This is a genomic window from Succinivibrio faecicola, from assembly GCF_019448115.1.
In the GTDB taxonomy this organism is placed as follows: domain Bacteria; phylum Pseudomonadota; class Gammaproteobacteria; order Enterobacterales; family Succinivibrionaceae; genus Succinivibrio; species Succinivibrio faecicola.
The window spans coordinates 42,679-49,799 of record NZ_JAGFNY010000013.1 but is presented as its reverse complement, the minus strand read 5'-3'; the positions used below and the strand labels follow the sequence as shown (position 1 = coordinate 49,799).

Here is a 7,121-nt window from a genome sequence, read left to right as displayed (position 1 = left end):
TGATATGGCTCAGTTGGTAGAGCGCACCCTTGGTAAGGGTGAGGTCCCGAGTTCGATTCTCGGTATCAGCACCAGTCGTCATTACAGTATTAACTCACTGAATTATCAGAATATTTCTTCTGATTTCAACTATTCAGATTTTTCAAATTATTTTTTCAAAAATTTTAACTTTGGCTTAAATAAGCCATTGTTGCATTTCTTATCTAATGATAGAACAAAAACTGACAAAAATTACACTAAAAAAATCGATATTTTGTGTGAAAAAGAGTCCGTTATTATGCCAATTTCTTCAGTTGGTGAGTTATCTATCATCGGAATTCTTTTCAAAGAGCAACTAAGTTTAGAACTTAGTCCTACACTTAAAGTTTTCCTGTCTATTCTTACAAATCTCTGTAAAAATTCTCCATCCTATATTATTGATTACTCTAATTCAGAGCTTTTTGATCGTGCACATGGTTTATTCAGCCTCGTTCAAATCAGAAGACACATAGATAGATTAGAAAAATTAGATCTTATTTCTGTAACATATGGCCAGAACAGCTCTCGCAGTATCATGCTCACATGTGTCAATGATTTTACTGGTAAGTTTCTTTCTGTTTCTTCTCTATATACTGAATCAGGTGCGTCTAAGCTTAAGGCCTCAGAAATACTTGTATTCTCATATTTGTTGGATAAATCATCATTCTTTGCCAAAGCTGATTTAGGTTTCTTCACCGATAATGAGGATGCAGCTCTAATATGTAAAGAACTTAGCATTTCTGATAGGACTCTCCGCAATGCTTATGCCTCTTTAATTGAGCTTAAAGCTATTTCTTATTGTTCTGAAGATTCTAAAAAAGCTGTAAAGGCTGTAAACATTAGTGATGATATTAGCATTCAATATTCTGAGAAGTTCAACATTACAAGCTCTGATCATTGCAGAAAAATAGTGCTTAAACGCTGCAAATCCTGCTCTTCTGATACTGACCTTTCAAGCATGACTAATGACTCTTTAAAATCACTGTTATTAAGCTTAAACACAAAGAAAACTGTTGGAAAAAAATGTCGTTTCCCACAGGGCACTTCTGGAAAAAAAAGGATCTCAAAAATAGAATCTTTGGAAAAAAATGATCTCTCTATTAATAAGGAATTAAACGAATATATTAATAACGATAATATAAACGCACAGCAGATAGCTGTGGGAAATACATATTTAGATGTAAAAAATGACCCTATTGGCATTAGGATCATCCCTCCATCACTGACAGGTTCATCTGATTGGTACATTCAGGCTAAATCAGGATCTCATGCTCATCTAGATTTAAAAATCGATCCTTTAACATTCATCAGATTAAAGAAGATCAACGGAATAAACCTGAGTTCTTCAACTCTCTCTCATACTTACGTTTCATCGTTACTGAGTAAAAAACGAGTTCTTCTGCAGATTGAAGATCTTTGTGGCCCTCTTCAGAACGTTGTAAGAAATTTTGATATTTCAAGATCAGTTTAATTTAAGGAGCAGTTATGGATATTTTTGACAGAATCATTGCAGCAACATCAATGAATGAGGAGCAGAGAAAGCTAAAAGCAATTCCTTTACTGCAGGAGCTTGTAACTCTTACTACAGGTGAAGAGTGTTTTCTGAAATTAAACGAAAAAAACGAGCTACTTACAATCCAGTGTGGCCAGGCATTCAAGCAGATCTCTGTAAAAGGGGACAGTGCATCAGCACTTGTAAGAGACGTTTTTGACAATATTTAAAATCTAAGGAGTGATAAATGAAAATCTTAACAGTAGCAAATGAGAAGGGCGGTGTTGGTAAAACTCTTCTTTCTGTACAGTTTGCCTTCTATTGCGCTTTCAAGTTTGGGCTAAAAGTAGCTGTCATTGATTTAGATCAGCAGGCTAATGCTAGTAATTCCATTAGATCAAATCAGAACTGCGTTGTTTCTGATACGGCTTCTTCTTGTTTTATGTTGGAGCCTGCTGATCTTCTTGCAGAGAATCTTCAGAAAATTGAAGAAGCTGTAAAGCAGTCAAATATCGTCTGTTTCCCTGCAGACGATGCATTATCTGAAATAGAAAAGAAAGGCGATGAGTTTCATGCTCTTGTTACCTACAATTTCAGCAAGAACATTGACCTATTAAGTCCATATTTTGATTTGGTGATTATTGACACCAATCCAAATCCTGATGTCCGTTCTAATCTTGGAATTGCAGTTGCAACTCATCTTGTTTCACCTCTCATTCTCAATAAAGAGCCAATAGACGGAATTGCAAGACTTCTCAATAGGATCTCTGTATTAGCTCAGAACAACCCTGACATGGTTCTTGGAAAAGGCTTCTTGGGAATGTTGCCAAACATGCTCTCATCAACTAATTTTCAGTGTCAGAACGCAAAAGAACTGTTCGATTCAGCAGATGAGTTGATTATCAAATGGCAGCAGCTGGATATAGAACTTGATACATCAAAACTTTCTTTTGACAAAGATAAAGCATCAGTTGCTTTGGATGAAGATGGTAATGCAAAAGTTAAGGTATTAAACAGATATGCTTGCATTAAGCTGCACTCTGGAATTGCTGAGGCACAGGCTAAGGGGCTTCCAATCTGGGAAATGCCAAATCAGAACGCTGCATGGAGTGAGATGAAACGCTGCTTCTTTACCATGCTCTGCCAAATTAATCCTGAAAAAGATGATTTATCTACTCAGGAGCAGAAAGAAGTCTTTGAAAAGGCTTCAAAACTTTACGGCAAATCAGCTAAAGCAATCGTTAAAAACTTCTGGATGACTGATGTTGCAGCTTCTCTTCCTGGCATGAATTTAAGCGAAATTCAGAGACTAAGAGAAATGAGAAGCTCTGCACCGATTTCTACTGTTCTTTAAGGAAAAAAATATGACTTCAACAAAATCAAAAAAGAAAATTACAAATTCTGTTCCTGAAATAAAAACAGAAACTGCATCTGTAGAGCAGGAAATTAAGGATTCGCAGATAAGTGATGAGATTGTTCAAAAGCCAAAACTTGAGAAGTTAAAACTTAATTTTGTAGGCATGATATATCTGACATGCTTGCGACTTCGCTCATTAACTCCTCTTGAAAAGATTGTTCTGTCATACATAACAGGCCTGATTTTAGATGAAAAAATAGAAGAGCGTACTAACCGCTTTAAAGGATTCAATGAAGCTCATTTTAGGTTTTATTCTGAAAAGTATAAAAATCATTTACTTGATAAAATCAAGATCCCTTTATTCAAGAAGGTGACAGAGTCCCTTCAATGTAAAAATGAGCTTACACTAAGTTTTGACTTTCTCGGAAGAGCTGATGTTACGCTTTTTAAACGTCACACAACAGGATGCTGCATCCCTATTTTTGAAATTGATCCTGAAAATAGATTAAGTACAAATCAACCTACACTTGTACTTGAAGATAACATTGAAGCTGAAAATGGTTTTAACAAGGACTACGATTATAACTACACTGCCTGGCTGTTTTTCTCTGGTCTAATCAAATGTGCAAATCAGAGTCTTGTAGAGTGCGAAGGTTTTTATGTAAATAGAGTACAGATCATTAAATTAGCCTCACTTCTGCAGCTGCCTGATGCTGTAGTAAATAATGTAATGAACTACCTTTTTAAGATACATGCTGTTTTCACAAAGACATCACTAGAAGATCCTGAAAAAGAGTTCTCACTATATGACATTGTAAAAACTGAAACAGCTCCTTTTAAGTACTTATATATCAATGAATCTCTTGTTAGCAACTATATGAATCTTTTTCCAAATTACGAAATTCTGCATTATTCGTACGCAGTTTCAAGATCATCTTCTGCTTTTACAGGTAAATATAGATAGAAACATTAAGGAGAGAAAAAAATGGGAATGACTCCAGAATTTTTAGCAAATTTAAAGAAGGCTACTGAGAACTTTAAAGGCAAAGGTGATTATGCCAAGTTAATTTCTAAAGCAGGAGAATTTTATGATTTTGACATAGACATCGTATCTCCAGATCCTAATCAGCCTCGAAAGAACTTTGATGAAGCAGCTCTTCAGGAATTAGCTGATGATCTTAAAAAGAATGGTCTTATTCAGCCTATTGTGGTACGTGAAGATCCTGACAACGTAGGAAAATTCATTGTAGTTGCTGGTGAACGCAGATTAAAAGCAGCAAAGTTAGCAGGATTTAAGAAGATCCGTTCAATACTATCAACCTATGACAATTCACAGTTAGGTTATGTTCAGATTGCAGAAAACGCTAAAAGAGACAATCTGAAATTTTATGAAATGGCTGAGTTTATTGTCTCAAGATCAGATGCTGGCGAGAAACAAGCTGATATTGCTGAAAAGTTAGGCTTGTCAAAGACCAAATTAAGTGAATTTATGATTTGGAAAGATGCCCCTGAGTTGTTAAAGGATGCTAAAGAGAAGTTTAATGCAATTAGAGCTTTTTATGATGCAGTCAAGTTATATGAAGAACATCCTGATGAAATTAGCGACTTTATAGAAAAAAATGAAAATATCAGCAAATCTGATATTTCTAATTTTAGAAAAAAACTAACTGAGCAAAATACAGCTGTAGAAAGCTCAGATTCTGAAGCTCAAAATGTTGCTCAATTATTTGAAATTTCTTCTGATGATAAAGATTCAACATCATTAGAAAATGACAGCACTGAAGACTCATTTGAAGAGCCTGCTAATGCTAGTGATTATGAGTCTGATGATACTGAAGAAGAAAGTTCTGAAGCTACTACAGATGATTTTTCTTCAGACGACTCTGCAGAATCTGCTGAGATTTCAAATTCAGCTCCTACCTTCCAAGATGAAGCTTTCTCTGGAGTTGATACTTCAATAAATGAAAGTGAATCTGAATCATTAGCTGATACAGACTTTGACTCTGAAACAAAATCTAAAAAGCTGAAACATCCAGTATTTGTTGGAACTGTAGACGGTCGTGAGGCTGAAATAGTCATGGAAATGCCAACTACTGACGGCATGGTAAAGGTCAAATATGAAGACGGCTCTTTAGATGAGGTGTTGTGTGAGAACTTCATTTTAAACCGTATTTACGAATCCTAAAAAAGTTCGCCCGGGCGAACTTTTAGAGGGGAATTTTGTTGTTTTTTGATGAGGGCAGGATAGGCAAAATGGATCAAAATGCAGTGCATTTTGATTTTGCCACCTGCCCTTCTGGGGGACTCCCTGAGAGCGACAAAATTAAAATTTTGCGAAACACCTGAACAATGTCAGGTCGCACTTATTAAGTGCGGTTTAAATGAGAAAACAACAAAATCGCTATGAATGAACAGAAGAAAAGACGACAGTTAACAGTAAATCTTGGAGAGCATCACGATGCTTTCATAAAGCTTGCAGAATCTTATAAAGTGAAACCAGCAACACTGGCTTCAATGATTATCAAGCAGACTGTCAGTGAAGAAATCCAAAGTGGTAATAAAAAACTTGCAGAGCTTATTTTTCCTAACAAATCTAAAAAGGTTCATCAGCATTTGAGACTAAGAGAAGATGAACTCAAAGTTTTAGATGAATATGCATCTATCATGGGACAGACACGCCATCAGGCTCTTATAGGTCTTGTAAGAGCAATGACAGTCAATGAGCCACAATTCACTATTGGTGAACTGGAATCTCTTGAAAGTTCTAATTATGAGCTTCACAAAATAGGTGTGAACCTTAATCAGATAGCACATAAAATCAATTCAATGGAGCTTGATGAGTTCAAAAAGAATCAGTCTAGTGTAGTCATAAGTTTGATTAACATTCTTATAGACAGTGCAGACGAGTGCAAGAAGAACATAGATAAACATATAGATGCAGTTTGGAAACTTATCAATTCTTCAAGATACAGAACAAAGTTAAAGCAGAAACTGAGGCATTAACAGATGTCATTATCAACAAGATCAAACCTAAAAACCGAAGATATTCTTAAATGGCATAAAGGACGTGGAAGTTCTAAAAATAGCCATAAAGAGCAAAGAAGTGGTAGTGGCTATAATAGATCATCTGCAGGCTTTAAACTCTTTCCTACAGCATCCTATGGCTCAAATAGAGCATCATCTGAATTAAGTCCAAGTGATAAAGCATCAGGCATTGTTAATAATCTTCCAGAATCAATGGTTAAACTTGATAAGGCTAGCAAGGGAATTAAATGTCAGAAACATATGATGGCTGCTGCAGATTACATCTCAAGACATGGAATGATTGATCTTGAAGATGAAAATGGAGAGTTTCTGACTCATGACGAACTTGAATCCAGGATTGAGGATTGGTGTAAATCTCAGAATACACCTTATGAGGAGGACGGAAAGAAAAGGGCTGCAGATGCAAGAAGATTAGTCATTTCTTGTCCTAAAGGAACAGATCCTGAGGCTGTTAAAAAAGCAGTTAGAGAGCTTGCAAAAGAGTGTTTAGCAAATGAAGATTATAGGTATCTGTTTGCAATTCATAACAGATCTAAAGAAATGCCTAACGAGCCTGATCATCCTCATGTTCATCTTCTTATAAAAGCTATAAATTCAAAGGGAAAAAGATTAAATTTAAGAAAAGAAGATTTGAGATACCTAAGAGAACGTTTTGCCGTTATAGCCAAAAAATACGGAATTGATATGAATGCTACTACCAGGGCTCAAAGGGGTCATACTCAAAAATCTAAAACTCAGGAGCGTATTCATCAAGAAGAAAGAGAATGGAACAAACATCTTTCTCCATCCCATCCTTATGATTTGTCAAGAATGAATCAGATAGATGATGCCTTGAATACTGGTAAAGATATTCCTGAGAGTGTAGCTAAACAAAAAGCTGTAAAGACAAGAGAGAATATCATTAAGAATGCTAATGAATATATCAAAGAGCTAAGAGCATCAGGCAATACTGAAAATCTCAAGTTAGCCGCTGATTTAGAACGATACATTAGCAACATGTCTCCAGTAAAAACATCTCAAGAAGAGCTACTCAGAAAGATTAGAGAATTTAATCAAATTCAGAAAGAAAAGGGATATGACCTCAAAGAAAAAATTAGGCAGCGAAAATCGCATCAATCAAAGCAGTCACAGGCACAGAAGTGGGCAATTCATAGAAAAAAGCAGAATCAGGAACGCTAAGGAGTATATAAAATGAAATTTTCTGATTCA

At 35.6% G+C, this 7,121-nt stretch carries 7 protein-coding genes; all 7 read left to right on the top strand.

Annotation, left to right across the window (positions count from 1 at the left end):
• A partial coding sequence (locus tag J5V48_RS05230; protein WP_219937515.1) for a hypothetical protein occupies positions 1-1,489 on the top strand: 1,489 nt, incomplete at its 5' end.
• A gap of 14 nt (positions 1,490-1,503) precedes the next feature.
• A complete protein-coding gene (locus J5V48_RS05225) occupies positions 1,504-1,740 on the top strand; it encodes a hypothetical protein (protein WP_219937514.1) in 237 nt (78 codons plus the stop codon).
• A gap of 17 nt (positions 1,741-1,757) precedes the next feature.
• Entirely contained in the window at positions 1,758-2,864 is a 1,107-nt protein-coding gene (locus J5V48_RS05220; RefSeq protein ID WP_255557727.1) for a ParA family protein, read from the top strand.
• Positions 2,865-2,874: 10 nt separating this feature from the next.
• Entirely contained in the window at positions 2,875-3,831 is a 957-nt protein-coding gene (locus J5V48_RS05215) for a hypothetical protein (RefSeq protein WP_219937513.1), read from the top strand.
• A gap of 21 nt (positions 3,832-3,852) precedes the next feature.
• Positions 3,853-5,052 carry a ParB/RepB/Spo0J family partition protein gene (locus tag J5V48_RS05210; protein WP_219937512.1) on the top strand — a complete coding sequence of 400 codons (1,200 nt, stop codon included), beginning with the start codon at positions 3,853-3,855 and terminating at the stop codon, positions 5,050-5,052.
• Positions 5,053-5,270: 218 nt separating this feature from the next.
• On the top strand, positions 5,271-5,870 hold the full coding sequence (mobC, locus tag J5V48_RS05205; RefSeq protein WP_219937511.1) for a plasmid mobilization relaxosome protein MobC: 600 nt from the start codon (positions 5,271-5,273) through the stop codon (positions 5,868-5,870).
• Positions 5,871-5,873: 3 nt separating this feature from the next.
• Positions 5,874-7,091: a relaxase/mobilization nuclease domain-containing protein gene (locus J5V48_RS05200; protein ID WP_219937510.1), complete on the top strand. Its 1,218-nt coding sequence runs from the start codon at positions 5,874-5,876 to the stop codon at positions 7,089-7,091.
• Positions 7,092-7,121 lie beyond the last annotated feature (30 nt).

Excerpts from the sequence above, each read along its gene's own strand:
- mobC (WP_219937511.1), top strand. The coding sequence starts at position 5,271 with ATGAATGAACAGAAGAAAAGACGACAGTTAACAGTAAATCTTGGAGAG.
- J5V48_RS05210 (WP_219937512.1), top strand. The coding sequence starts at position 3,853 with ATGGGAATGACTCCAGAATTTTTAGCAAATTTAAAGAAGGCTACTGAG.
- J5V48_RS05225 (WP_219937514.1), top strand. The coding sequence starts at position 1,504 with ATGGATATTTTTGACAGAATCATTGCAGCAACATCAATGAATGAGGAG.
- J5V48_RS05200 (WP_219937510.1), top strand. The coding sequence starts at position 5,874 with ATGTCATTATCAACAAGATCAAACCTAAAAACCGAAGATATTCTTAAA.
- J5V48_RS05215 (WP_219937513.1), top strand. The coding sequence starts at position 2,875 with ATGACTTCAACAAAATCAAAAAAGAAAATTACAAATTCTGTTCCTGAA.
- J5V48_RS05220 (WP_255557727.1), top strand. The coding sequence starts at position 1,758 with ATGAAAATCTTAACAGTAGCAAATGAGAAGGGCGGTGTTGGTAAAACT.